Source organism: Kribbella deserti (assembly GCF_042434725.1).
GTDB lineage: Bacteria > Actinomycetota > Actinomycetes > Propionibacteriales > Kribbellaceae > Kribbella > Kribbella deserti.
The window spans coordinates 25,949-47,835 of sequence record NZ_JBHLTC010000041.1 but is presented as its reverse complement, the minus strand read 5'-3'; the positions used below and the strand labels follow the sequence as shown (position 1 = coordinate 47,835).

Genomic DNA, 21,887 nt, shown 5'->3' with positions numbered 1-21,887 from the left:
CTAGGGTTGACGGCATGATGTGGACGAATGTGGTGGTGACCTCGCTAGCAGGAGCGGCAGTCGACGAACCGACCGGTGGTGTGGCGGGCTGGGCCATCGACATGATGGAGAAACTCGGCGGGCCGGGAGCTGGCCTGGCGATCGCGTTGGAAAACCTCTTTCCACCGCTGCCGAGTGAGGTGATCCTGCCGCTGGCGGGATTCGCGGCCAGCCGCGGCGACTTCGGCCTGGTCAGTGCCATCGTCTGGACCACGCTCGGTTCGATCGTCGGCGCGCTCGCGTTGTACGGCATCGGGGCCGTGCTCGGGCGAAAACGAACCAGAGCACTGGCCGGCAAGCTTCCTCTGGTCAAGATCGAGGACGTCGACAAGGCCGAGGCCTGGTTCGAGCGGCACGGGCCGAAGGCGGTGTTGATCGGTCGGCTGGTTCCGGTGGTGCGCAGCCTGATCTCGGTCCCGGCGGGCGTGGAGCGGATGAACATCGCCCTGTTCTTGGCCCTCACCGCGACCGGCAGCCTGATCTGGAACAGCCTGCTGATCATCGCCGGTCATCAACTGGGCGAGCAATGGCACCTGATCGAGCAGTACGTCGGTGTGCTGCAGAAGGTTGTGATCGTGGCAGTGGTCGGCGCGGTCGCCTGGTTCGTGTACAGCCGGATCCGGCGCAAACGTCCGACAGATGAGAAAGTCCAGTAACGCACTCGACTTTAACTAGGCTCGGGTCATCACCCGATCTCTTGCTGGGAGAAATGCCCGATGCCTTCAGTCGCCTTCGAGCCGCGGTTCCTTCCTGATCCGCCGGTGTGGCCGCAGTCCGTCGTGACCGTCGTCGGTAATCCCAAGCCCGCCTCGCGGACGGCAAACGCCGCCGCTTGTGTGGCCGAATTGCTGGCGTCGGAACTCGGCGCGCCTTTCAAGATCGATCAGCTGGTAGATCTCGCGACCTTCGCGCCCGCGTTGTTCCAGCAGGCAGGTGAGTCGGATGAGCAGATCGCGCTGGCTGATGCGATCGACCTGACCACTTCGGCCTCGGTGCTGGTGCTGGCCACGCCGGTATACAGGGGCAGCTACACCGGCTTGCTGAAGTCGTTCCTAGATGTGCTGGCGCCGGGAGCGTTGGCTGGTTCGGTGGTGGTACCGGTGACGATCTCGGCGTCGCCGGCGCATCGCCTGCTGGCAGATCTTCAGCTGCGGCCAGTGCTGGCAGAGCTGGGAGCGAGTGTGCCCACGCCACCGGTTGCCCTGGATGAACGCGATCTCGAGGACCTCCAGTTGGCAGTCTCCGGCTGGGTGCGGCGCAACGCAGGCCTAGTACGGGCAGCAACCAACGCCCTCCAGCCCGTTGCCGAGCCCACCCCCGCGCGCTAACCAACAGTCGACGGCAACCGCCTCTCGTCGTACGGACGCTCGCTCGACGAGCGGTGATCGACCCCGTGCCGGACGCCGGACGCCGGTACCGGACACCGGACAGCGGTACCGGACGCTGGCACCGGACATCGGGCGTCGGTGGGCGGGCGGTGGGTGGCCGGGGCCGAGCGGGGGCGGTCAAGCGGTGGTGGTGGTCAGGGGGTGGCGGGGAGGCCTCGGAGGAGGAGAAGGTCGTTGCCCCAGTCGTCTAGGACGGAGGCGTGGCCGGCGGCTCGGGCGTGCGGTTCTAGGCCGTTGAAGAGGGTGTGGATGGCCTCGACGGTGTCGCCGGTGTGGGCTTGGACTAGAAGGGGGAGGAGGGTTTCGGCGTCCCATTGGGGGTGGGAGAGGGGGAAACGTTCGAGTTCCCAGGCTAGGTACTTGTTGTACGGGCGTACTCGATCGTGGAGGGCGAACACGTAGGTGAGGTAGGGCGAGATGGCCTCGGCGCCGTCTAGGCGAGCGGCGACGGTATTGCCGTCGCGGTTGTTCTTCAGGCAGCGGTAGGCGCTGTTGAGGAAGCCGTCGAGGATTGCCGGTGCCAACTGTGCCGCTTCGGCGGGTGAGAGTTGGGCCTTTGCCGCGGCCAGTTCGGCGATGAGGCCGTCAGGGGTGTCCTTGAGGATCTTGGCGTGGGTGAAGCCATAGCGGTTCCACTCGACGCCTGAGCCGGGCAGTGCGTGGGTGCGGAATTCCGTGAGGGGGATCGTTGATACGTCCAGGCGTGAGTCGCGGCGGTGTTCTGCGGTGAATTGCGTTTCTGCGGCGTCCTCGACGACCAGCAGTACGTCGTAGTCCGAGTAGGTGGTTGCTGTGCCCTCGCGGGCTTGGGAACCACTCAGGATCACGCCGAGGATCCGCGCGTCAGCGGTGGATCTCGTCAGCAGGGCAGCGAATTCTTCCGCGGCGGCGAGTGCATTGGCTTCGGTAGAACCGGTGTCGGTCACCAGTTCAACCAACCACGCGCTCGCGGCCTGGCGCACGGCATTTTCGCTGCCGCCACGAGCTGAGTCTGGTTCGGGCTGCCGGGCCGGGCTGAGTCTGATTCGGACAGCCGGGGCGGGTTGAGCCCGACCCGGACAGTCGGGTCGGGCTCAACGGCAGGACTGGCATCAAGCGCCAAGTCAGGGCTCGCCATGGAGCGACGTATGGCGAACGGCGGCTGGCAGGCGAAGGGTGACTGGGCGGCGAGGGCCGAATGGCGGAGGGCGACTCGGCGGGGGAGGCGGACGGTGGGGAGGTCGGTAGGTGGGTTATTCGATCCGGGCGGCGGCTTCGGCGGGGCGGGAGCGGAGGGAGAGGGTGGTGGGGAGCAGGGTGGCGGTCAGGGTGAGGAGGAGGGCGGTGGCGACGATGCCGAGGTAGATCCAGGGTGGGCCGCTCGGCAGGACCGAACCGGACAGCGACTGGGCGAACGGCATCAGGCAGGCGAGGGCCACCGCAGTACCAAGGGCCAGGCCGGCCACTGCGACCAGAAGGCCTTCGGTTGTCATCATGCGTACGACCTGCAGCCGGGTCGAACCCGTCAGTCGTTGCAACGCGAACTCGCGGCGCCGGCGGATCGTCGACGAGGCCAAGGTGTTGATGACCGAGACCGCCGTGTAGGCGATGATCATGCCGACCAGCAGGTAGTTCACCCACGCCTGGGTCTGCAGGCCTTCCTCGTTGTTCTTGATCAAGGTCTCCCGATCCGCGACAGCCACGCCAGGCGGCAGCGAGGCGAAGACCGGCTGCGCGCCAGGTTCGGTGCGGATCAGGATCTGCTCGGCCAGCCCGTTCGTGGTGTGTGCCGCGAGGAACTCGGCCGGCAGCAGCAGGCTCTCGTAACCACGCTGCGCCTCGAACGTCGCAACCACCCGCAGGTCCACCCGAGCGCCGTCGCCAAGAGTCATCGTGATGGTGGAACCAGGCTGCCGATCGATCTTCTCCGCCAGCTTGGTCGGCAACGCGACGGTCCGCCCGGTCAAGGCCTTCAACGAACCGGACGCCACCGTCACCTTGGTGGTCCCGTCCGTGCCGATGCCTTGCAGGAGCCAGCCATCGTCATTACGGCCACGGGCGGGTTCGTCGATGACGCCCAGGCTGCGAACGTACGGAGAGGCGCTCGCCACGCCAGGCGTACGGCGTACTTGGTCGAGCAGGTCGGGGGCGAGTCCGCCCGTGGTGGAGACTAGTACGGCGTCTGCCTGGAGGTCGTCCGTGAACGCCTTCGCAGCGGCGTCGACTTGAGTCGTCTGCATGTAGAGATTGGCCGTCGCGATACCGGTGGCGAGCATGACCGGCATGACCGCGGCGGACATCGCCACGGTTCGGGCGGTCACGTTGCGTACCGCGAGCCGCCCGTTCACACCGGCGAAGGCCTGCACCGGCCAACGCACCAGCGCGAGCACAGCGGCGGTCATCGCAGGGCCGAGCAGTGCGACGCCGATCGCCAGGCAGAGCACCGCGGGTCCAGCCGTTGCAGAAGCCAGCGGACCACTCATGACGGCGGCGGTGATGATCAATAGTGCGACGCCACCTGAGAGGAAGAGCAGGCCAGCCACAAGCCGGGTCCAGGTGAACCACTTCCGGCCAAGACCGGCCTCGGTGAGCGCCTCAACCGGACGGGCCTTCCCGGCCCGGCGTCCGGCGATCACGGCCGCACCGATGGCGGCGAGTACGGCGGCTCCAGCCCCGGCGCTCAGCGGGATCCAGCCCTGCGAGTAGGTGATCAGCGGCGAGGTGACTCCCTGCGCCGCGAGCCGGTCGAACAGGAACCGCCCGAGCGCCAGGCCCGGCAGGCACCCGATCAGTACGGCGGGCAGGCTCACGACCATCGCCTCGCCGAGCACCATCCGGCGTACCTGCGCCGGGGTGGTGCCAATCGTGCGCAGCAGCGCGAGCTCCCGCTGCCGCTGTTGCGTCGACAGGGTCAACGTCGACGCGACCACGAACATCATCGTCATCGCGGCGATACCGCCGAGGGAGCCGGCGAGCGCGATCAGGTTCTCCCGATCGGTGAACTCCGGGTGTTCCGCGAGTCCACGATCCGTGCCCTGCAAGACGACCGCCCGGCCGTCAACAGCCTGGCGCAAACCATCCAGGTCGGTGCCAGGGGCAACCGTCACGCCGATGGCGTCGATCTGCCCGGGCCGTCGGGACAACCGCGAGGCCTCCGCGTGGGTGAAGAAGGTGGCGCCGGCGGGTCCGGCGGCGATGCCGCGAACGGTGAACGTCGACGCCGAGCCCCGAACCAGCAGGCTGACCTTGGATCCGGGCTTGGCGTTCATCCGGTTGGCCGTCGCCTCATCCAGTACGACGTCCCCGGCGCGGGCGGGCGCCGTACCGGCCACCAACCGGTACGGGGCGAGTCCGGCAGCGGCCCAGTTGTGGCCAGAACCGCTGCCAGGTAAGGGCTGTCCGTTGTCGAGGGCAACCACTGGGAAGGAGATGTCCGGAATGGCCGAGGTGACTCCGGAGACGGCCCGCACGGTCGCGACCAGGTCGGACGAAAGGCGGACGCGTTCGGTCAAGGGAACCGATTCGGTCTCGTCGCCCGCCTGCCAGCGGTGGCTCTGATCGGCCGTGACCACGATCGGCGCGGCGGCGTACCGCTCGGCGGGAATGTTCGACCGGATGCCGGTCTCCATCAGGCCACCGCAGGCCATCACGATCGCGGCGCCGAAGGCCACCGCGACGAAGGTGGCGACGAAACCGCCCTTGCGATAGCGCAACGTGCGCAGGGCAAGCCGCATCATCGTGCACCACCAGCGGACAGCGCAGCGGCGGGGGAGCGGTCGGCCCAGGCGCCGAGGTGGGTCATCCGGTCGGCGATCTGCTCGGCCGTCGGGGCGATCAGGTTGCCGACCAGAACGCCGTCGGCGAGGAAGACGACCTGATCGGCGTACGACGCGGCGACCGGATCGTGTGTCACCATCACCACGGTCTGGCCGTCGGTGCGAACTGGTCCGCGGAGAAGATCCAGCACGTCGGCGGCGGTGCGGGTATCAAGGGCGCCGGTCGGTTCGTCGGCGAAGATGACCGCCGGTCGCGCGACTAGGGCCCGCGCGATCGCCACTCGTTGCTGCTGGCCACCAGACAGTTCAGCCGGGCGGTGCTTGTGCCGATCACCGAGGCCGACCTGGTCGAGCACGGCCGCTACGGCCCGTCGGTCCGGACTGCGGCCGCCGAGTTCGAGCGGCAGGGTGACGTTCTGCCAGACCGTCAACGCAGGCAACAGGTTGAACGCCTGGAAGATGAAACCGACCCGGTCGCGGCGCAGCCGGGTCAGCTGCGCCTCCTTCAGTTCGGCCAGTGGGGTGCCGTCGATCAGCACCGAGCCGGACGTCGGGCGGTCGAGGCCCGCGGCGCAGTGCAGGAAGGTGCTCTTGCCGGAGCCGGATGGGCCCATCACCGCGGTGAAGGTGCCGCGGGCAAAGGAGATGCTCACTCCGTCGAGCGCGGCGACGGCGTTTCCGCCGCGGCCGTAGACCCGGCGTACGTCGTGCAACTCCACCGCGTCCGCTGCATCGGCCCCGCGCTCGTATCTGTTCTTCATGGTTGCCCCTCGGCTCACGTCTTACTCGCTGTCAACGCGAAAGACGCTACGGATCACCGACGGAGCTCCCCAGGGCGCTGAACCGCCTTCTGGGGTAGACTTAACTCCCCAAAGCCACTGGCGCCGGCGGGCCTCATCAGACCGGCCGTCGAGCTTCAGCCGACGAGGCTCATGGGGCTTAGCAGACGAGGCCCGCGGGCTAAGCAGACGAGCCTCGTGGGCTAAGCAGACGAGCCTCGTGGGCTTAGCGGATGAGCGCGGCGAGCCCGGCGGTGTAGCCGGCCGGTGTTACGTCTCCCAGGATCAGCCGCTGCAGGACGAACCCGGGGATCAGGCCGAACAAAACCTGCGCGACCTGTTGCGAATCGGCGTCGGCCGCGATCGTGCCGTCGGCCTTCGCGCGGTCGGCCACGTCGACGAAGTACCCGCGGAGCAGGGCGTACTTCGAGCTGGCCGTCGCGTAGATCGCCTCGTTGTGCAACGCCTCGGCCCACGCTTGTACGCCGACGCGGGTGACGTCGCCTTCCGGTCCCTCCGCCGCCGTCACGACGTACTCCAGGGCGGTCCGGAGGGCGTTGACCGGCGTGACCGGTTCGGCGCTCGCGAGGATCGCGCGGAAGACCTGATCGACCGAGCCGAGGGCCTCGTCCGCGATCGCCGCGACCAGCTCCTCTTTGCTCTTGAAGTAGCTGTAGACGGCACCGGCGGACAGGCCGGACTCCTTGATGACGTCGGCCATCGTCGTCTTGTGGAAGCCCTGCGCGATCACGCAGCGGCGAGCCGCCTCGACGATCTGGCTGCGGCGGGCCGTGCGGTGCTCATCCGTGACCTTGGGCATACGTCGACAGTAAAACGAATGTCCGTTCTTGACAACTTGATCTCTCGCTGGCACGCTCGAATCCAAGAGAACGAACATTCGGTTTAGGAGCGATGGAATGACCGAGAGCACCCGCCTTGAGACCAGGCAGCCCGATGAGGAAGGCAAGCGCACGCCGCCGGTGGCCGCGGTGGTCACGCTGTTGACCGTGGTGCTCACCGTTTTGCTGATCGCCTTCGCGTGGCCGGCGAGCCGGTCGGAGCCGCGCGACCTGCCGATCGCGCTCGCCGCGCCCGCCCCCGTCGCCGCCCAGATCACCGGCGCGCTGAACGGCGCGATGCCTGGCGCCTTTGAGGTCAAGACGGCCGCCGACCGGAATGCCGCGTTCGAGGCGATCAAGGACCGCGAGGTGTACGGCGCGATCGTGGTGGGGGAGAAGGGCCCAGAGGTGCTCACGGCCTCCGCTGCGAGCCCGGCCGTCGCGCAGATCCTCAGTCAGCTCGCGACCAAATTGTCCCAGCAGCAGCCTGGTGCGGCTGTCACCGTCACGGACGTCGTACCGGTGCCGGCGGACGATCCGCGAGGTGCGGGTCTTGCTGCGGGCGCCTTGCCGCTGGTGCTTGGGGGAATCCTCGCCGCGGCAGGGCTGACCAAGCTGGTTCCAGCCGGTCGCCGCCGGATCGTTGGCGCACTGGCATTCTCGGTGACGGGGGCGCTCGCGCTCACCGCCGTACTCCAGTACTGGCTTGGATCGCTCGGGGGTAACTACTGGGCGAACTCCTCAATCATCGCGCTCTCGGTGGCTGCCGTCTCGATAACGTTGCTCGGCCTCGAGTGGCTGCTCGGCACGGCTGGTCTCGGTCTAGGCGCTGCCACGATGATGCTGCTCGGTAACCCGCTGTCGGGTCTCTCCAGTGCGCCCGAGATGCTGCCGACTGGGTGGGGTGCGTTCGGCCAGTTCCTGCCGCCGGGAGCGGCTGGTACGGCGCTTCGCTCGGTCTCGTTCTTCGACGGCGCCGGCGCGGGTCGTTCGCTGATCGTGCTGGCGGCCTGGCTCGCGTTCGGTCTGGCCCTGGTCGCGATCGCCGCCGCCCGCACCCGCCGTACCGCCATCACCGCCGCCCCAACCACCACTGCCGCCGTAACCGCCTAAAGGAGCTCTCCGAACTCGCAGCGGCGGCAGTCGTCCCAGGCCCTCGTAGCCCTCATCTGAGGGTGCGGGGGCCTTGTGGTGTCAGGTGATCGGATTGTTATGTCAAAGTCACGCGAGCTCGGCGACAACGTTGTCTACCAACCATTGACTTCGATGGTCCAGGACTTCTACGGTCACGGACTAGGCCGACTGTTTACCCCCGCAGTCGAGCGACCCGACGCGATGACAACGATTGCCAGAAGGTGGACGCGATGGTCCTGAGGAGCGGTATCAAGCGGGCGGGAATTCTCGCCACGGGTGTGGTCTTGCTGGCGCTGTCGGCCTGTAGTCAGGGCTCGACCACCAAGCAGCCCGATGCCGGTGGTTCGCAGAGCGCCGGCCCGGCGAACATCAAGATCGCCTACCAGCAGTGGGGCCCCGGCACGGTGATGAAGAAGTTCCTCACCTCCGCGAAGGCCGAGTACGAAGCCGCGAACCCTGGTTCGACCGTGGAGATCGTGCCGATCGTCGCCAGTGAGAACGACTACTACACGAAGATCCAGTTGATGATGCGGTCGCCCAACACGGCGCCGGACATCGTTTACGAGGACACCTTCCTGATCAACTCCGACATCACCGCCGGGTATCTCAAGCCGCTTGACGACTACATCAAGGACTGGCCGGACTGGAACCAGTTCGAGGAGACCGCGAAGGGTGCGGCGAAGGGCCAGGACGGCAAGATCTACGGCATTCCGGACGGCACGGACACCCGTGCGCTCTGGTACAACAAGGAACTGTTCGCCAAGGCGGGTCTGCCGGCTGACTGGACGCCGAAGACCTGGGACGAGGTTCTGACCACCGCGCGCACTATCAAGCAGAAGGTGCCGGGAGTCATCCCGCTGAACGTCTACTCGGGTAAGCCGATGGGTGAAGCCTCGGCCATGCAGGGCCTGGAGATGCTGCTCTACGGCACCAAGGACACCTTGTACAACTTCGACCAGGCCAAGTGGGTCGTAGGCAGCCAGGGCTTCAAGGACTCGCTCGGGTTCATCAAGACGATCTTCGACGAGGGCCTGGCCCCGCAGCCCAAGCAGGCTCTAGACCCGAACTGGGGCAACAAGGTCGGTAGCGATCTTCTGCCCAACAGCAAGCTCGCCATCGCGCTCGACGGCTCCTGGCTCTACAACAACTGGATGAAGTCCGGTGCGAAGCCATGGCCGCAGTGGTCCGAGGTGCTCGGCCAGACCGCAATGCCGACTCAGGACGGCAGTGGCAAGGGCAAGGTCAGCCTCTCCGGTGGCTGGACCTGGGCCATCCCGGCCAAGTCGAAGGCGCCCGACGCCGCCTGGAAGTTCATCCAGACCCTGCAGACGCAGAAGAATGCGACCCGCTACGCCACCGAAGGCGCCCAGATCGCCGTACGGAAGGATGTCGCGGCTGACCCGGGCTACAAGTCCTCGGCCAAGAGCACGCAGTTCTTCACCGACCTGGTGTCGGTGACGGTCTATCGCCCGGCGCTGCCGGAGTACCCGAAGATCTCCAACGAGATCATCACCGCGATGGAGGCCGTGATGACCGGCCAGTCGTCACCCGAAGAAGCCGCGAAGAACTATGACGAGGCCGTCGAGAGCATCGTCGGCAAGGACAAGACGACCACCGAGAGCCAGTAACGGTGACTTCCACGATCGCCCCTGCGGTGCCGGGTTCCGTCGGCGACGGACCCGGCCCGGCGGGGCCACCGCGCGGTGCCAAGCTGGTGAAGATGTTGCCGTTGGCACCTTCCATCGTGCTGATGCTGGTCTTCCTGGCCGGCCCGATCCTCTACTGCCTGTACGCCGCCTTCACCAACATGGCGCTGACCGGTACGGGCGCGGCCGAGGTCGAGTTCATCGGCCTCGACAACTTCCGTAAGGCCTTCGGCAGCAACGCGTTCATCAACTCGATCTGGCTCACGCTGGTCTTCACGCTGATCTCCGCGATCATCGGCCAGAACACCCTTGGCCTCGGGCTGGCGCTGCTGATGCGCCGTTCGACCAAGCTGGTCCGCTCGCTGGTCGGTACGGCGGTGATCGGCGCGTGGGTCTTGCCCGAGGTGGTCGCGGCGTACCTGCTGAGCGCCTTCCTCAACTCCGACGGCACGCTCAACGTCATTCTCGAGAAGGTCGGCCTCAACGGCCAGGACTGGTTGTACGGCGCCCCGATCATCGCGGTCTCGATCGCGAACATCTGGCGCGGTACGGCGTTCTCGATGCTGGTCTACTCGGCGGCGCTGAGCGAGATCCCCAAGGAGATCGAGGAGTCGGCCGAGATGGACGGCGCGGCCGGATCGCGGCGGTTGTGGTGGGTCACGCTGCCGATGATCAGCCGGGCCATCCTGACCAACCTGATGCTGATCACGCTGCAGACGCTGAGCGTGTTCGGCCTGATCTACGCGATGACCCGTGGCGGTCCGGGCACCAAGAGCCAGACCCTGCCGCTGTACATGTACGAGCAGGCCTTCAGCTTCTCCCAGATCGGTTACGGCACGGCGATCGCCCTGGTGATGCTGGCGATCGGCGCGGTCTTCTCGCTGATCTACCTGCGCGGATTGAACTCGGAGGCGGCATGACCCGGGCCCAAGTCAGCAAACTGACGGCCAACCTCGTCCTGCTCGGCATCGGCGCGCTGTTCGTACTGCCGCTGCTGTGGGTGTTGTTCGCCTCGATCAACTCAACGGCAGGCCTTCGGGTGGAGTTGCCGGATCGCCCGACGTTCGACAACTTCCGGGCCGTGCTGAACGTCGATACGACGTACCGGCCGATGTTGAACGGTCTGATCCTCTGCGGCGGCTCTGCCCTCTTGACCCTGCTCTGCGCGGTCTTGGCGGCTTATCCGCTGTCTAGGTTCAAGACGAAGTTCAACCGGCCGTTCCTGCTCACGGTGCTCTTCGCGACAGGCCTGCCGATCACGGCGGTCATGGTGCCGGTCTACGGCCTGTTCGTGCAGCTGAACCTGGTGGACACGATCGGCGGCACGATCATGTTCATGGCGACCAGCTCGTTGCCGTTCGCGATCTGGCTCACCAAGACCTTCATGGACGGCGTGCCGCTGTCGCTGGAGGAGGCGGCCTGGGTGGACGGCGCGGGCAGTATGCAGGCGTTGTTCCGGATCGTGTTGCCGCTGATGTGGCCCGGTATCGCGGTGGTGCTGATCTTCACCTTCATCGGGATGTGGGGCAACTTCTTCGTACCGTTCATGCTGCTGCTCTCACCCGAGCGGTTGCCGGCCTCGGTCAGCATCTTCACGTTCTTCAGCCAGTACGGCGAGGTCAACTACGGCCAGCTCGCGGCGTACTCGCTGATCTACACGATGCCGGTGCTGATCCTCTACCTGCTGCTCAGCAAGAAGCTCGGCGGCGCCTTCGCCCTCGGTGGCGCGATCAAGGGCTGAGCAAGCGGCAGAAGCAACCAACAGCGGTCGCTAGCCGCACACTGCCCTTCCGGCGACCTTCGCGGGGGGCGTACGGTCAGTGACTATGGGCCATGGGGGCACGCTTAGAGCGCGAACCGCGGCCTGGCGAGCCCAGGAACCGGCGACGGCCGTCATGGCGGCCGTCGCCGCCTGCGTTGTCGGTACGGCGATCGTGGTGGGCCAGCCCGGGCTAGTGGTCGGTTCGCGCAACCCGGCGGTCCACCTGGTGCTCGAGACGGCCGACGCGGGTATCGCGCTGCTACTCGCTTACCTGGTCCTAGGAAGGTTCCGTCGCACTGGCCGTTGGCAGGACCTCCTGCTGTTGCAGGCGCTTCTACTGCTGGGAACGGCCAGTCTGCTTCACACCGTCACGCTGGCCCGGAACGACCAACCGGGCGAACTGGCGTTCTGGCTGCCGCTAGCCGTTCGCGTTCTCGGGGCTTTGTCCCTGGTCACAGCCGCCCTACTAGCCACTCGGGTGGTTGGTCGGCGGCTCGGCCGCGGTTGGGAGTTGGCGCCGGCGTCGCTGGCCGCAACCACTCTGGCTTTCGTACTCTGGCGGCTCGCGCCTTGGCTTCCCGAAGCGTCCTGGTTACGGCTGCAGCGTTCCAGCGATGGCCATCCGCTTCTGTCCGGCGTTCAGGTCTTTGCTTTTCTTTGCTTTGCCGTCGCGGCTACGGCCTTCGCGATCCAGGCGCACCGCCGCCGCGACGACGTACTGCTGCGGTGGCTGGCGCCCGCCTGCGTGTTAGGCGCGTTCGCCCGGCTGAACTACCTGTTGTTCCCCTCGACTCATCCGGACTGGTTGTACAGCGGAGACGTACTGCGGACCGGCTGCTACTTCCTACTGCTGATTGGCGCCGGCCAGGAGATCAGCCGCTACTGGGCCTCGCAGGCACAACTAGCGGTCGCAGGTGACCGGAGGCGCCTCGCCCGGGAAATGCACGACGGCGTACTGCAGGAACTCAGCTATATCCGCTCCGAGGTGGTCGCCTTCGGTACCACCGACGGGCCCAGGGTGAACCGCATCCTCGCCGCCAGCGAACGTGCGCTGGACGAGGCACGGGACATGGTCGACGCGCTCGGCCGGGAACCCGACGAGCCACTGAGTACGGTGCTCGCGCGGGCGGTTCATCACCTGGCGGACCGCCACGACGCCAACGTCGAACTGGATCTCGACGAAGCAGTGCGAGTGTCTCCGCAGCAGCGGCATGCGCTGGTACGGATCACGCGGGAGGCGGTGCTGAACGCGATCCGGCATGGACGGGCGGGCCGGATCGACGTACGGCTGGAACGGGACGGGAACAACGCGCTGCTCACGGTGACCGATGACGGCGAGGGGTTCGATCCGAGCCGGCCCGCGCGCCGCGGCAGCGGGTTCGGCCTGATCAGCATGCGGGAACGAGCGGAGGCCCTGCCGGGCTCGTTCGACATCGTCGCGGCCGCGGGTGGCCCGACCACGGTGAAGGTGAGGTGGCCATGGACCAGCCGATCCGGGTCGTGATGGCCGACGATCATCCGCAACTGCGGCACGGTATCCGGGTCGCGCTGGAGGCGGGCGGATTCGAGGTGTGCGGTGAGGCCGCGGACGGGCCTGGAGCGATCCGCTTGACCGAGCAGCACCGGCCCGACGTAGCGCTGCTGGACATCCACATGCCCGGTAGCGGCATCCGGGCGGCAGGCGAGATCCGCCGCCTGGTGCCCGAGACCGCGATCGTGATGCTGACGGTCTCCCGTGCCGATGCCGACCTGTTCGACTCGCTTCGTGCCGGGGCGTCCGGCTACCTGCTCAAGGACACCGATCCGGCGCGGCTGCCGGCGGCTCTGCGCGGCGTACTGGCCGGTGAGGCGGCGATCCCGCGCTCTTTGGTGGCGAGGATTCTGGACGAATTCCGTGCGCCCGGCCGTCCCAGTCGCCGTACTCCTGCCGCCAGCCGGCTCAGTTCCCGCGAGTGGGAGGTGATGGAGCTGCTGTCCCAGGGCTTGACCACCGAGGCGGTCGCGGAGCGGCTCTTTCTCGCGCCGACCACGGTGCGCGTGCACGTCTCGTCGGTACTGCGAAAGCTTCGGGTCACCGACCGGCAGGCGGCGATCGACCTGCTGCGCGATGACCACTAGCAACGCCGGCGAGTGCGGGATTCGACCCGTCACTCGCCGGCGTGCTGCTCCTTACTTGCGGAGATCGACCTGTGCCACGACCGGAGCCAGGAAGCTCGGGTCCGAAACAGTGATCCGGTAGGTGCCGGCAACGAGTGCCGCGCCGGTCTGCTGGCTCAGCTTCGTCGACAGGTTGTAGATGTACTGCGGTTCTGCCCAGCGCATGGCCAGGCCGTTGGTCGGCACGGTGTCCAGGCTCGCCTCGTTGATCGAGCCATCCGGTTGGGAGTCGAGCTTCGTCAGCGCGACCGCCGGGCTCAGCGTGGTCACGGGGGCGCCGTCGCAACCCGTCACCTGAACCTTGACCGGAATCGTGCTGCCCAGCTTGAACACGCTCCGGGTACCAGCCGCGTTGATCGGCTGCATCAGCGTGCCCGGCGTGTTCTTCGTCGCGAAGGCAGCGGCGGCCGTGTCGGCGCCCTGGTCGTCGTCGGTCACGGTGATGCCGATCTGGTAGCTGCCGTTCGCCGGGTACGTGTGGCTGCCGGCAACCGCCGTGGCGGCCGAGGAGTCGATGATGCCGTCGCCCCAGTTGATCGCCGCCGTGTGGGTGTCGGCGCTACCCGCGTCGGTGAACGCGGCGCTGACCGTGACGGCGCAGGCGCCGGTCCGCGTGGTGCTGACGCTGCCGACCACCGGCGCGACGTTGTCCGCGGTCCAGGCGAAGGTCTGCGAAGCGGTCTCGTGCTCACCGTCCGAGGCGCGCACCTGCACCGTGCCGGTGGCGTCGTCGTTGGTGCTGTGCTGCCACGACCAGGTCCCGTCACCGTTGTCGGTGATCGAGCCGGCTCCGCTGACCTGGCTGATCGTCAGCGTGTTGTTGCCGTCGGCATCGGTGAACGAGCCGGCGGCTGACAGCCCGGAACCCTCGGTGCCGTTCTCGTCCGAAGGTGCGTTGGCTGCCACCGGCGGGTAGGAGTTGTCGTCGCAGGCGTTGCCGAGGGTGTCGCCGTCGGCGTTGGCCTGCGTGGGATTCGCGACGGTGGGGCAGTTGTCGGTGCTGTCCGGAACGTTGTCGTTGTCGCCGTCGGCCACGGGCGGCGGTGCGGTGACGACGATCGGGATGCCGACGACGTTCTGGAACGAGCCGTCCCCGGTGGTGTTCTCGGTGATCTTCGCGGTCACCGTGCCGCTGACGGCGTTCGCCTGCGCGGCGAAGCTGACCGGGAGGGTCTGACAGCTGGTGAAGGTGAGCGTGGCGGGCGTTGCCACCACGCCGGCCGGAGTCACCAGCTCAATTGTCAGTTTCTCGTCGTCGTCGATGTTGCAACCGTTGTCGCCGTCATTCTTGTTCTCCACCACCTTGACCGTGGCGCTGCCCGTGGAAGCGGGATCGCCGGCCGTCAAGATAATGGGAGTGTCGCTGCTGTCGATCGACGCGTTGATGACGTCGGCCCGCGCGATCCCGGCGGCCAGTAGCGCCACCGTCGTCAGCACCGCTGCCGCACCGGCCGCGGTCCCTCCCCGCCGGACAAGTCGAGTGGTGGTCCATCTCATGGTGTTTCCTCCCCTGGTGACGAGCACCCCTCCGCGCCCATCTGGTGGTAACCGTAGGTAGCCGCCGCCGGGAGGCATAGGGCCTTTGGTCCTCTCAAGCGTTCAACTACCTAAACGGGCCGGAGCTTCGCGGGGCCTGTGGACAACGCCGTGAACGAGGTCCGGTCGCCACGTAGGGTGGCGTCATGCCGCTGACCTACCCCATCGCCGAGCAGACGCTGGACAACGGGCTCCGTGTTGTCGTCAGCTCGGATCGCGCCGTCCCGATCGTCTCCGTGAACCTCTGGTACGACGTCGGGTCGCGCCACGAGCCGCCGGGCCTGACCGGTTTCGCGCACCTTTTCGAGCACCTGATGTTCCAGGGATCGCGCAATGTCGAGTCCGGGCAGCACTTCGCCCTGCTCGAGGCCGTCGGCGCGAGCCTGAACGCGACCACCTTCTTCGACCGGACCAACTACTTCGAGGCCCTGCCCAGTGGCGGTCTCGACCTGGCCCTGTGGCTCGAGGCCGACCGGATGGCCTACCTGCTCGACGCGGTGAACCAGGAGAACCTGGACAACCAGCGCGACGTGGTCAAGGAAGAGAAGCGGCAAAGCTACGACAACCGGCCGTATGGCGACTCCTACGAGCGGCTCGTCCGGCTGGCCTTCGGCGACTCCCATCCGTATGGCCATATGACGATCGGCTCGATGGCCGACCTGGACGCTGCCACCGTCGAGGACGTGCACGCGTTCTTCCGCACCCACTACGGGCCGAACAACGCCGTGCTGTCGATCGTCGGTGACGTGGCCGAAGAGGACGCGTTCGCCGCGGCCAAGCGCTATTTCGGGCACATCCCGGCCATTCCGAAGCCACCCGCGGCGCCGGACGGCACGATCGGCCCGCTGCAGGGCGTGTTCCGCGACGACGTGGTCGAGGATGTGCCGTCCGACCTGGTGACGATGCTGTTCCGCCTCCCGGCCGACGGCACGCCCGAGCTGGACGCGGGGGCGCTCGCCCTCGACGTACTGGCCGGTGGTCAGAGCAGCCGGCTCAACCGCCGCCTGGTTCGGGACGAGCAGATCGCCCAGTCCGTATCGGGTGGTGCGCTGCCGCTGATCGGCGGCGTCTCCTTCGGCACCTTGACGGGGATCGCGGTCGAGGGCGTTGAGTTGCAGCGTGTCGAGGACGCCATCGCCGAAGAGGTCGAGAAGCTCGCAGCCGAGGGCGTGACCGAGGAAGAACTGCTGACCGTGCAGGCCCAGGCCGAGCGCGACTGGCTGGAGCAGCTGTCGACGTGTTCCGGCCGGGCAGACGAACTGTCGCATCACGCGCTGCTGTTCGGGGATCCGGACCGCATCAACCGCCGGATCGACGACATTCGCGCGGTCACCGCTGAGCAGGTGCAGGCCGTCGCGGCCGAGTGGATCCGCGCGGACCGCCGGGCGCAGGTCACCTACCGCAAGCCGACCGACACCACCGATGGGGAGCAGCAGTGAGCAGCCCAGCCGTGACCACCCCGCCCGCCGTCGCGCCGCCGCGGCCGTGGAAGTTCCCGACCGCGGTCACGACGCAGACCCGCGCCGGTACGCCGGTGCACGTCTTCGAGCGGCCAGGGCAGTACGTCGCCACCGTGCGAGTGACTGTCGCGATGCCTCTGTCGGCCGAACCGCGTGAGCTCGAGGGCGTCGCCACGATCATGTCGCGCACGCTCGACGAAGGTACCGAGCTGCGATCGGCCAACGAGTTCGCTGCCGCTCTGGAGCGCCACGGCGCGGCGTACGGCGTGGACGTCACGTCCGACGCGCTGCACGTGGAGATCTCGGTGCCGGTCTCGCACTTGAGCGAGGCCGTCGCCCTGCTCGCCGAAGCCATCACCAAGCCGGCGTTCAACCCGGACGATGTCGGGCGCCACGTCACGATCCGCCTCGGCGAGATCGGCCAGGAGCGTGCCGGCGCGGCGTACCGGGCCCGTGAGGCGTTCGCCGCCGCCATCTTCGATCCCTCCGTACGACGCTCCCGCCCGACCGGGGGTACGCCGGAGACCGTGCGCGGGCTCACCCCCGAGGCGGTGCGCGAGTTCTACCAGCGCAATATCGGACCGGGCCGCGCGCAGATCCTGTTCGCGGGTGATTCCGGTGGGCAGGACGTGGCCGCGCTGATCGACGAGGCCTTCGGTTCATGGACCGCACAGGCCGAGCCGGCGCCGGAGACGCCCGAGCCGATCTTTGTCCCGGGCAACCGGATCGTCGTGGTGAACCGCCCGGGTTCGGTGCAGAGCCAGCTGATGATCGGCTGCCCGGGACCGGACCGGCGCGACGCGGTCTGGGGCGCCGCCGCGGTGGCTTCGCACGTGGTCGGCGGCACGATCAGCTCCCGCGTCGACCGGGTCCTGCGTGAGGAGAAGGGCTACACCTACGGCACGCGATCCAGCTTCGCGGCGCCGAGCAAGGGTGGCCTGTTCAACCTCGGTGGCTCGGTGCGGACCGACGTGACCGGCGCGTCCGTCGAGGACGCCGTGCGGATCCTGCTCGAGGCCCGCGACGGCCTGACCGATCGCGAGGTGGCCGACGCGAAGGACAGCCTGATCCGGACCGCGCCGCTGCGCTACGAGCAGGCCGACTCGATCGCGACCCAGGTCGGCAGCAACATCGCCGCCGGGGTTCCGCTGGACTTCGCCGACACCTACCTGGCGCAGATCGCGGCGACCACCGCGGACTCGGCCACCGGGGCCTACCGCGAGTACGTCGGAACCAACGGCCTGCTGATCGTCGTCGTAGGGGATGAGCCGGCCATCACCGGTCAGCTCAGCAGTCTCGGCCTCGGTGACGTCACCGTCGTCGAGTGATGCCCAGCCAGAGGAGCCGTTGATGGCGCAATTCCAGCCCGCGCCGGCGCACGCCGTACCGCAGGACAATCGCAACGCCACCGTCGCGCTGGTGTTCGGCATCGTCGGCCTGATGATGGGCCTCGTGGTGGTCGCGCCGGTCGCCTGGATCTACGGCCGGAAAGCACTCAACGAGATCGACGCGTCACCAGGTGTGTACAAGAACCGATCGGTCGCAACGGCCGGCTACTGGTTCGGCATCATCGGCACGGTGCTGCTGGTTTTGCTGGTGCTGTTCTGGGTCGTGATGGCCGTCATCGTCGGTGTGTCGCTGAACGAACTGGGCAACGACTACTGATCAGACGTTTGTTTGCTTGCCCCTGACAACATAGAACCACTCCGAAGTCTGGTCTGACGGGCTCACCGGCCCTACGGTGAGCCCGTCATGCTGTCCTTGGGAGGGGAAACCAGTGAGGGATTTCCGTCGAACTCTGGGCGTTGCCGCGGGTGCGTTGGCACTTGTCGGGGCTTCGCTCACGATCACACCGACCGCGGTGGGGGCCGCGGCCGCGAGTACCACCGAATACCTGGTTCTGCTGGAACCGGGCGCTGACCGCTCCGCCGCGCTGGCCGCCGTTGAGGCCGCCGGCGGCACGCTGGTCAAGGAGAACGTCAACCTCGGCACGATGACCGTGCGCGGACCGGCGGCCGGATTCAGTACGAAGGTGGCGGCCTCGCCGGCCATCGACGGCGCCGCCCGGAACCGTTCGATCGGTTCCGTGCCGCAGCCGAAGTTCAACCCGGTCGAGGAGGAGCACCTGATCGCGGGTGCCGCGAAGGCGGGTGCACCGAAAGCGGGCGCACCGAAAGCAGCGACGGCCGTCGGCATGGACCCGCTGGACGACAAGCTGTGGGGCCTGCGCATGGTCCGGTCCGACCTGGCCCGGCAGGTGCAGCCGGGCAAGAAGCTCGTCAAGGTGGGCGTATTGGACTCCGGTATCGACGCCCGCAACCCGGATATCGCGCCGAACTTCGACTGGAACCTGTCGCGCAACTTCGCGCCGGACATTCCCGAGATCGACGGCCCGTGTGAGTTCGCCGGTTGCTTGGATCCGGTCGGCTGGGACGACAGCGGCCACGGCACGCACGTGGCCGGCACGATCGGCGCCGCCGCGAACGGCCTCGGCGTCTCGGGTGTTGCCCCGAACGTCAGCCTGGTGATGATCCGGGGAGGCCAGGACAGCGGTTTCGTCTTCCTCGGCCCGGTGGTCGACGCGCTGACGTATGCGGGTGACGTACGGCTCGACGTGGTGAACATGTCGTTCTACATCGACCCGTGGCTGTACAACTGCATCGCGAACCCGGCCGACAGTCCGGAGGCGCAGGCGGAGCAGCGCACGACCATTCGTACGGTTCAGCGCGCGCTGGAGTACGCGCACGACCGCAAGGTGACCCTGGTCGGTTCGCTCGGCAACAACCACGAGGACCTCGGTAAGCCCCGGATCGACATCTCGAGCCCGGACTACGGCGACGTACCGCCGTACCCGCGTCCGATCGACAACGCGACGTGCTTCGACCTGCCGATCGAGGGGCCGCACGTGATCGGTGTTTCGGCTCTGGGCCCGTCGGGCAAGAAGGCCGACTACTCGAACTACGGCCTGGAGCAGATCGAGGTGTCGGCGCCGGGTGGCTGGTTCCGCGACTACTTCGGTACGCCGAACTACCGCGTGAACGAGAACCTCATCCTGTCGACGTACCCCGTGAACAAGCTGCAGGTGCTCGGGTTCGTTGACGCGGCCGGAAACATCACGCCTGCCGGTGTAACCGGTGGCATCCAGAAGCAGTGCCCGCCGGGGGAGACCGAATACACCCGCTGCGGCTACTACAACTGGCTGCAGGGCACTTCGATGGCCTCGCCGCACGTTTCGGGTGTAGCCGCTCTGATCGTCAGCGAGTACGGCAAGGGCGCCGGCGCCAAGTTCGGCCTTCCGCCGGACCAGGTGCACAAGCGGCTCTTCGCGACGGCGCAGGAGCGTTCCTGCCCGGAACCGCGCCTGCAGACGTACACCAACGAAGGACGCTCGGTGGAGTTCAACGCGCTCTGCGAAGGCGACCGTAGCTTCAACGGGTTCTACGGCCACGGCATCGTAGACGCCTTCGGAGCTGTCACCGGCCGCTAGAACATGCAAGTGGGCCCGGGAGGAATCTCCCGGGCCCACAAGCATGACTACCGACTAAGAGGCTCTAGCCGGAGCTGGCGATGTAGTTCGACAGCTGCTCGCGCTCGAACTCCAGCTCACCGATGCGGGTCTTGACCACGTCACCGATGCTGACGATGCCGGACAGCGCGTTGTCCTTCAGCACCGGAACATGCCGGATGCGGCGATCGGTCATCAGCCGCATCAGGTCGTCGATATGGGTGTCCGGATCACAGGTATGGACCTCAGCCGTCATGATCGCGGCCACCTGGGTGTGCAGGCCCTCGGCGTCGCGATGGATCAGGCGAACGATGTCGCGTTCGGACACGATGCCGTCCACGGAACGGCCGTCGGCGCTCACCACGAGCGCGCCGACATTGTGCTCGGCCAGCAGAGCGAGCAGCTCGCTGACGGTGGCTTCTGGTGAGATGGTCACGACTTCGGTGCCTTTACCGCGCAGAACGTCGTTGATCTTCATAGAGCCTCCTGCTCGTCATCGGAGCCCAAAAGCCAAGGCTAGCCAGGATCTTGCTTCCCGTCAGTAGTAAATGCATTGCCGGGTTGTAACGACCTCTGACACGATCCGCCGGTGAGTTCCGACCGCTCCGGCTGGCGAGCCGATCTGGCCGTACTCCGGCACAGCAGCGTTCGGACGTTCCTCGGCGCCCGGTTCGTCTCAGTGCTGGGCTCGTCGATCGCCCCCATCGCCCTGGTTTTCGCCGTACTGGACATCTCCGACTCGGCCACTGCCGTCGGCATCGTGCTGGCCGCGCGCAGCATCCCGCAGGTTGTGCTGATGCTGGTCGGCGGTGTGATCGCGGACCGGTTGCCGCGGAATTTTGTCATCGTCGCGGCCAACAGCGTTTGCGCGATCACCCAGGTGCTCGCGGCGACCCTGCTCGTCACCGGTCGTGCCGAGGTCTGGCAGCTGGCCGTGATCGAGGCGATCAACGGAGCCGCCTCGGCGTTCGTTCTACCCGCCATGGTGGGAATTCTGCCCGCGCTGATCGACCGTGCGGAACTGCCACAGGCCAACGCCCTCGCGGGATTCGTCCGGTCCAGCGCGGTGGTCGGCGGCGCGGCGCTCGCGGGCGTGATCGTGGCGTTCGCCGGCTCGGCCGCGGGTCTGTACGTCGACGCCTTCACCTTCGCGCTCGGCGCCTACCTGATGTCGCGATTGCGGATGCCGCCGATCGAACGCAGCGGCCAGTCGGTGCTGTCCGAACTTCGTGTCGGCTGGACCGAATTCACTTCCCACCAGTGGGTCTGGGTCATCGTCGCCGCCTTCTGCCTGATCAACGTGACCTGGGCGGCCTGCTGGTCGACCCTCGGCCCGGTGATCGCCGACGACACCTTCGGCCGGGCCGGCTGGGGCGTGGTCAGTGCGGCCTTCGGGGCTGGCCTGATCGCGGGCGGCGCCCTGATGGTGCGCGCCAAACCGCGATATCCGCTGCGCGTCGGCATGGTAGGCACCTTCCTGGCCGCGCCGGTTCTGCTCTGCCTGGCGGTCCTGCCGACCACTTGGGCCGTCGCGTCCGTCGCGTTCCTCACCGGTACCGGCCTCGCGATCTTCGGTATCGGCTGGGAAACCGCCCTCGGCCAGCACATCCCGCTCGACAAGATCTCCCGCGTCTCGTCGTACGACGCTCTCGGCTCGTACGTCACCATCCCGATCGGCCAGCTCACCGCGGGCCACCTGGCCAACGGCATCGGCATCCGCACCGTCGAGCTCTACGGCGCCGCCGCCATCACCCTCCTGGTAGCCGCCACCCTCCTCCTCCCCAGCATCCGCAACCTCCCCCGCTCCACCACCTAACCCCCGCCACCCCGCCGTGCCGCCTCCCCGGCGCGCCGGTATCCCGGTCATCGGACCCTTGTGACGCGGCG

The 21,887-nt window shown here is 67.5% G+C and carries 19 protein-coding genes; 13 read left to right on the top strand and 6 right to left on the bottom strand.

Annotated elements, in window-relative coordinates; genetic code table 11:
* Window positions 1–14: 14 nt before the first annotated feature.
* Entirely contained in the window at window positions 15–695 is a 681-nt protein-coding gene (locus ACFFGN_RS33245; RefSeq protein WP_380056251.1) for a DedA family protein, read from the top strand.
* Window positions 696–818: 123 nt separating this feature from the next.
* Window positions 819–1,367: an NADPH-dependent FMN reductase gene (locus ACFFGN_RS33240; protein ID WP_380056248.1), complete on the top strand. Its 549-nt coding sequence runs from the start codon at window positions 819–821 to the stop codon at window positions 1,365–1,367.
* A 194-nt stretch (window positions 1,368–1,561) separates the two neighbouring features.
* Here ACFFGN_RS33240 and ACFFGN_RS33235 read toward each other — a convergent pair whose 3' ends face one another.
* The 4 genes from ACFFGN_RS33235 to ACFFGN_RS33220 all read right to left on the bottom strand — a co-directional run bounded on the left by ACFFGN_RS33235 (window position 1,562) and on the right by ACFFGN_RS33220 (window position 6,781).
* Window positions 1,562–2,353: an aminoglycoside 6-adenylyltransferase gene (locus tag ACFFGN_RS33235; protein WP_380056245.1), complete on the bottom strand. Its 792-nt coding sequence runs from the start codon at window positions 2,351–2,353 to the stop codon at window positions 1,562–1,564.
* 306 nt (window positions 2,354–2,659) lie between these two features.
* A complete protein-coding gene (locus ACFFGN_RS33230; protein WP_380056242.1) occupies window positions 2,660–5,143 on the bottom strand; it encodes an ABC transporter permease in 2,484 nt (827 codons plus the stop codon).
* Window positions 5,140–5,943, bottom strand: coding sequence for an ABC transporter ATP-binding protein (locus ACFFGN_RS33225; RefSeq protein ID WP_380056239.1), 804 nt, complete (start codon window positions 5,941–5,943; stop codon window positions 5,140–5,142). The genes ACFFGN_RS33230 and ACFFGN_RS33225 overlap by 4 nt, the downstream gene beginning before the upstream one ends.
* A 244-nt stretch (window positions 5,944–6,187) precedes the next feature.
* The gene (locus ACFFGN_RS33220; protein ID WP_380056236.1) at window positions 6,188–6,781 is read right to left on the bottom strand and encodes a TetR/AcrR family transcriptional regulator; all 594 of its coding nucleotides are present in this window, start codon (window positions 6,779–6,781) and stop codon (window positions 6,188–6,190) included.
* A 97-nt stretch (window positions 6,782–6,878) separates the two neighbouring features.
* On the opposite strand from ACFFGN_RS33220, the gene ACFFGN_RS33215 reads away from it, so the two are divergent.
* The 6 genes from ACFFGN_RS33215 to ACFFGN_RS33190 all read left to right on the top strand — a co-directional run bounded on the left by ACFFGN_RS33215 (window position 6,879) and on the right by ACFFGN_RS33190 (window position 13,460).
* The gene (locus ACFFGN_RS33215; RefSeq protein ID WP_380056233.1) at window positions 6,879–7,913 is read left to right on the top strand and encodes a hypothetical protein; all 1,035 of its coding nucleotides are present in this window, start codon (window positions 6,879–6,881) and stop codon (window positions 7,911–7,913) included.
* Between the two features lie 251 nt (window positions 7,914–8,164).
* Entirely contained in the window at window positions 8,165–9,562 is a 1,398-nt protein-coding gene (locus ACFFGN_RS33210; RefSeq protein WP_380056230.1) for an extracellular solute-binding protein, read from the top strand.
* 2 nt (window positions 9,563–9,564) lie between these two features.
* Window positions 9,565–10,500: a carbohydrate ABC transporter permease gene (locus ACFFGN_RS33205; RefSeq protein WP_380056228.1), complete on the top strand. Its 936-nt coding sequence runs from the start codon at window positions 9,565–9,567 to the stop codon at window positions 10,498–10,500.
* Window positions 10,497–11,321, top strand: coding sequence for a carbohydrate ABC transporter permease (locus ACFFGN_RS33200; RefSeq protein ID WP_380056226.1), 825 nt, complete (start codon window positions 10,497–10,499; stop codon window positions 11,319–11,321). Before ACFFGN_RS33205 ends, ACFFGN_RS33200 begins: the two co-directional genes overlap by 4 nt.
* A gap of 85 nt (window positions 11,322–11,406) precedes the next feature.
* Complete coding sequence (locus tag ACFFGN_RS33195) at window positions 11,407–12,846, top strand: sensor histidine kinase (protein WP_380056223.1); 1,440 nt, start codon at window positions 11,407–11,409, stop codon at window positions 12,844–12,846.
* A complete protein-coding gene (locus ACFFGN_RS33190) occupies window positions 12,822–13,460 on the top strand; it encodes a response regulator (RefSeq protein WP_380056220.1) in 639 nt (212 codons plus the stop codon). The genes ACFFGN_RS33195 and ACFFGN_RS33190 overlap by 25 nt, the downstream gene beginning before the upstream one ends.
* Window positions 13,461–13,511: 51 nt before the next feature.
* Here the strand turns inward: ACFFGN_RS33190 and ACFFGN_RS33185 are convergent, their stop codons facing one another.
* Window positions 13,512–14,996, bottom strand: a complete 1,485-nt coding sequence (locus tag ACFFGN_RS33185) for a PxKF domain-containing protein (RefSeq protein WP_380056217.1) — start codon at window positions 14,994–14,996, stop codon at window positions 13,512–13,514.
* Between the two features lie 185 nt (window positions 14,997–15,181).
* Here ACFFGN_RS33185 and ACFFGN_RS33180 point away from each other — a divergent pair, with 185 nt between their 5' ends.
* The 4 genes from ACFFGN_RS33180 (at window position 15,182) to ACFFGN_RS33165 (ending at window position 19,982) form a co-directional block, all read left to right on the top strand.
* On the top strand, window positions 15,182–16,474 hold the full coding sequence (locus tag ACFFGN_RS33180) for a M16 family metallopeptidase (RefSeq protein WP_380056214.1): 1,293 nt from the start codon (window positions 15,182–15,184) through the stop codon (window positions 16,472–16,474).
* A complete protein-coding gene (locus ACFFGN_RS33175; protein ID WP_380056211.1) occupies window positions 16,471–17,823 on the top strand; it encodes a M16 family metallopeptidase in 1,353 nt (450 codons plus the stop codon). Before ACFFGN_RS33180 ends, ACFFGN_RS33175 begins: the two co-directional genes overlap by 4 nt.
* A gap of 22 nt (window positions 17,824–17,845) precedes the next feature.
* A complete protein-coding gene (locus ACFFGN_RS33170) occupies window positions 17,846–18,160 on the top strand; it encodes a DUF4190 domain-containing protein (protein ID WP_380056208.1) in 315 nt (104 codons plus the stop codon).
* 112 nt (window positions 18,161–18,272) lie between these two features.
* The gene (locus ACFFGN_RS33165; protein ID WP_380056206.1) at window positions 18,273–19,982 is read left to right on the top strand and encodes a S8 family peptidase; all 1,710 of its coding nucleotides are present in this window, start codon (window positions 18,273–18,275) and stop codon (window positions 19,980–19,982) included.
* 64 nt (window positions 19,983–20,046) lie between these two features.
* Here the strand turns inward: ACFFGN_RS33165 and ACFFGN_RS33160 are convergent, their stop codons facing one another.
* Window positions 20,047–20,478, bottom strand: coding sequence for a CBS domain-containing protein (locus tag ACFFGN_RS33160; protein WP_380056204.1), 432 nt, complete (start codon window positions 20,476–20,478; stop codon window positions 20,047–20,049).
* 111 nt (window positions 20,479–20,589) lie between these two features.
* On the opposite strand from ACFFGN_RS33160, the gene ACFFGN_RS33155 reads away from it, so the two are divergent.
* Window positions 20,590–21,816, top strand: a complete 1,227-nt coding sequence (locus tag ACFFGN_RS33155; RefSeq protein ID WP_380056201.1) for an MFS transporter — start codon at window positions 20,590–20,592, stop codon at window positions 21,814–21,816.
* Window positions 21,817–21,887 lie beyond the last annotated feature (71 nt).

Coding starts and splice junctions, on each gene's coding strand:
- ACFFGN_RS33200 (WP_380056226.1), top strand. CDS start 10,497: ATGACCCGGGCCCAAGTCAGCAAACTGACGGCCAACCTCGTCCTGCTC.
- ACFFGN_RS33190 (WP_380056220.1), top strand. CDS start 12,822: ATGGACCAGCCGATCCGGGTCGTGATGGCCGACGATCATCCGCAACTG.
- ACFFGN_RS33215 (WP_380056233.1), top strand. CDS start 6,879: ATGACCGAGAGCACCCGCCTTGAGACCAGGCAGCCCGATGAGGAAGGC.
- ACFFGN_RS33230 (WP_380056242.1), bottom strand. CDS start 5,143: ATGATGCGGCTTGCCCTGCGCACGTTGCGCTATCGCAAGGGCGGTTTC.
- ACFFGN_RS33210 (WP_380056230.1), top strand. CDS start 8,165: ATGGTCCTGAGGAGCGGTATCAAGCGGGCGGGAATTCTCGCCACGGGT.
- ACFFGN_RS33160 (WP_380056204.1), bottom strand. CDS start 20,478: ATGAAGATCAACGACGTTCTGCGCGGTAAAGGCACCGAAGTCGTGACC.
- ACFFGN_RS33245 (WP_380056251.1), top strand. CDS start 15: ATGATGTGGACGAATGTGGTGGTGACCTCGCTAGCAGGAGCGGCAGTC.
- ACFFGN_RS33225 (WP_380056239.1), bottom strand. CDS start 5,943: ATGAAGAACAGATACGAGCGCGGGGCCGATGCAGCGGACGCGGTGGAG.
- ACFFGN_RS33220 (WP_380056236.1), bottom strand. CDS start 6,781: ATGCCCAAGGTCACGGATGAGCACCGCACGGCCCGCCGCAGCCAGATC.
- ACFFGN_RS33180 (WP_380056214.1), top strand. CDS start 15,182: ATGCCGCTGACCTACCCCATCGCCGAGCAGACGCTGGACAACGGGCTC.
- ACFFGN_RS33185 (WP_380056217.1), bottom strand. CDS start 14,996: ATGAGATGGACCACCACTCGACTTGTCCGGCGGGGAGGGACCGCGGCC.
- ACFFGN_RS33170 (WP_380056208.1), top strand. CDS start 17,846: ATGGCGCAATTCCAGCCCGCGCCGGCGCACGCCGTACCGCAGGACAAT.
- ACFFGN_RS33195 (WP_380056223.1), top strand. CDS start 11,407: ATGGGCCATGGGGGCACGCTTAGAGCGCGAACCGCGGCCTGGCGAGCC.